Annotated in this window: 1 protein-coding gene and 1 pseudogene; both read left to right on the top strand. The window is 36.9% G+C overall.

Annotated features, from left to right (window positions below):
• The first annotated feature begins 728 nt into the window (after nt 1-728).
• Nucleotides 729-1,190: a hypothetical protein gene (locus tag Q0614_RS01260; RefSeq protein ID WP_298785932.1), complete on the top strand. Its 462-nt coding sequence runs from the start codon at nt 729-731 to the stop codon at nt 1,188-1,190.
• Between the two features lie 37 nt (nt 1,191-1,227).
• Nucleotides 1,228-2,950, top strand: a pseudogene (locus Q0614_RS01265) (hypothetical protein); the annotation flags it as partial.

The raw sequence follows: 2,950 nt of genomic DNA on the forward strand, positions 1-2,950 counted from the left end.
AAAATACCGCCGCTTCATAATACCGGCGGCGGAAGTGCGGCAGGTCCCGTGATAATGCAAATCTACGAAAAGCTCGCCCAGATGGGCTACATCGACGCCAACGCAACGACTATCAAAGACAGCGCAAAGAAGACGAAGTAGGATGGGATTTTAGAATTCTACTCGTGCTTTGCTTGCTTTAAATTTTAAAATTTAGCAAGCCTTTGCGGGTTTAAAATTTTAAAATTTATCCCACCTCCGTGAGCCTGAAATTTTAAAATTTAGCTTGGAGCATCGATACAGAATTTTAAAATTTTATGAAACTTGGAGGAGATAGAATTTTATTTCACTATTACGGGTTTGAAATTTTAAAATTTAGCGCAGTGCGGAGGCTTTGAAATTTAGAATTTTACCCGTCATTCGCGGACTTGAAATTTTAAAATTTAGAGTAGTAAAGAACCTTGAAATTTGATATGGCAAAGCAGTTTTAAATTTTAAATATGCCGTAAGAATAAAAGGGTAAAATGCAGCGAAATTTTTATATGAGTAGGGGATTTGATGAGAGATTGCGATAAAGAGCCGGTAGCAGCAAAAAGCTCTTTATAACGCAAGTGCTAAAACGGATAAACGCTCTGCCAAGCAAGCTCTAATAAGACAAATCCTACTTCCTACTATATATTTATGAGCGCATAGGCGAATATAAACATATCGTAAAATCTAAGATTATTAAATTTCTTAAGGAGGAGAGAATGGCGTTTGAAAATGCAATCATCACAAAAGAGGATGATGAAAAATATGGACTTACTAAGATATTTCTCAAGTATAATCGGCACGATAGGGGTTTGCCGGATCAATGGTATTGGGTCATAGACAGAGAGCGCGACTGCTGGCTTATGGAGAGTGGATTTTTTCCGGATCCGGAGCTAGACCACGCTTACCTCTCAAAAAGTTTATGGGTGCTTTATTATAAAGGCGAGATGTTCGAAATTATACTAGATACCGAGCTTTATAATAAAATTATAGATCAAATATCATATGATAAAGTATGGCTTCTATTGGATATAAGACCGATTACTTATAGTAGATTAACTAATAAAGAAATTTTTATACTTTTGAAAGAAATTCTTGATGTTTATGGATTGGGTGGTGCATGGAGACAGGCTAAATCACCAAACTATAAAGTAACACTAATAAATCAGCTGAAAGGATAAGATTATGTAAAATTTAACACTTGAACAAGCAAATGAGTTGCTAAAAACAGCTAACACCAAACAAGATATAATAAATGTATTAAATAAGCTGGACTTGTCTGCACATAGATCAAAAACCATATTATATTCTGGCATAGAAGATATGGAAGCTTTTAAAGACTATCTAAGAAAAACTAATCAATATAATAATGTTAGGATGATAGATAAAACGTCAGTCGGTGAATTCTTAAATATCTGGGAAAATAAAAATTTACAAAATGCTTTAACGAGAGCATTTGGTAATGGTGATCCAGAATTTGACGTAATTGAAGAATATAAGAAACGCGGTAGTGCTGATGGCAAAGTGCCGCCATCTGAACTCAACAAATTCTTTCACGATGTTGATAAGAAAGACAGCGGCTTATGGGATATAGCCTCTAGGCGCTTTGTCTCCAAAATTAAAGGTGAAGTAGTGACTGTAATAGGAAAAGACGCTAAAGTCGAGAGAACATTCTATCAAACCGAACTCCCCGAACTTCTCAAAAACAAAAATATCACTAAAATCAACGGTATGGACAAATTAGAATTTGCTTCTAAGCTAAAATCTTATGCTTCGGATACAGAAAGGCTAAATTTTATTATTAGTGATCAAAAAGCCGTATCTGCTATAGCAGGAAAACCATTGCCCGAACTAACTCAAATAGATTTTGACAGTGCTCGTAAGCATATTAGTTTTGATATGATATTGAGAAAAAATAAAGATATAATGGACACAAAGGTTATAAATAGCATAGCAGAAAATAACAAAATTTCGTATGCAGATAAAATCAAAGAGATTAGTAAGACATTCGGACAAAAAAGCCTACCTAGAGTCTTTAATGTATTAAATAAAGCAGGAACAGCAGGTCTTATCTTGGGCGCAGGAGTGGCTTCGTATGAGGTTGCACAAGCTATAAAAGATGGAGATACGAAGCGAGCCTCTGAGATTATAGGTGAATATGGGGCATCTATGGGAGGAGGATATCTTACAGCAAAAGCAGCTTTGGCTACAGTAGGAGGAACGGCAACGTTAGGAACAGCTTTACTTACGATGCTAATCAGCGCCGGAGGAAGCGAACTGGTTTTATATCTTTACAAAAATAGAGATATCCTTTTATACTTTATTAATCCTGCAGATGATAGATGGGATGGAAAAACTCCTTTTGCCGATTTCTGGTCAAGTATGCTTAAAGGAGAAAGAAGCCCTGAAGAAATATTGGAGATGGCTTCTTATTTATTTAATCCTTTTGATCCTAATTGGAAAGGTAGGGACTCTGAAGATATTGAAAGGTTCAAAGACTTTTGGTCCCCCTACCTGGACGATCCGCGCAAGTTCCTCCAAGATGCTAAAAATTTATTAGGTCAATTCCTCGGCTCTATTTTTAACTTCTCCATCGTCGACCCTCTCGCCCTAGATCTCAACGGTGACGGCAAGATCGGCATCAGCCCTGCACCTAACGGCGGAGCTTACTTCGATCACAACGGAGATGGGGTATCTCACAAATCATCTTGGATAAGCAAAGAGGATGGAATTTTAGCCTACGATCGTAACGGCAACGGCAATATAGACGACGGCGGCGAGCTATTTGGAAATTTCACGCAGATAAAAGATAAAGATGGCAATCAAAGACTAGCCAAGGACGGTTACGAAGCTTTAAAAGAATTTGATAGTAATAACGACGGGCTTATAGATAATAAAGACGATAAATTTAAAGATCTTAAAATTTGGCAGGATGCGAACT

It is taken from the genome of uncultured Campylobacter sp. (assembly GCF_937997595.1).
Lineage (GTDB): Bacteria > Campylobacterota > Campylobacteria > Campylobacterales > Campylobacteraceae > Campylobacter_B.

What these genes read in the sequence shown, in the direction of transcription:
- Q0614_RS01260 (WP_298785932.1), top strand. Translation starts at nt 729, where the DNA reads ATGGCGTTTGAAAATGCAATCATCACAAAAGAGGATGATGAAAAATAT.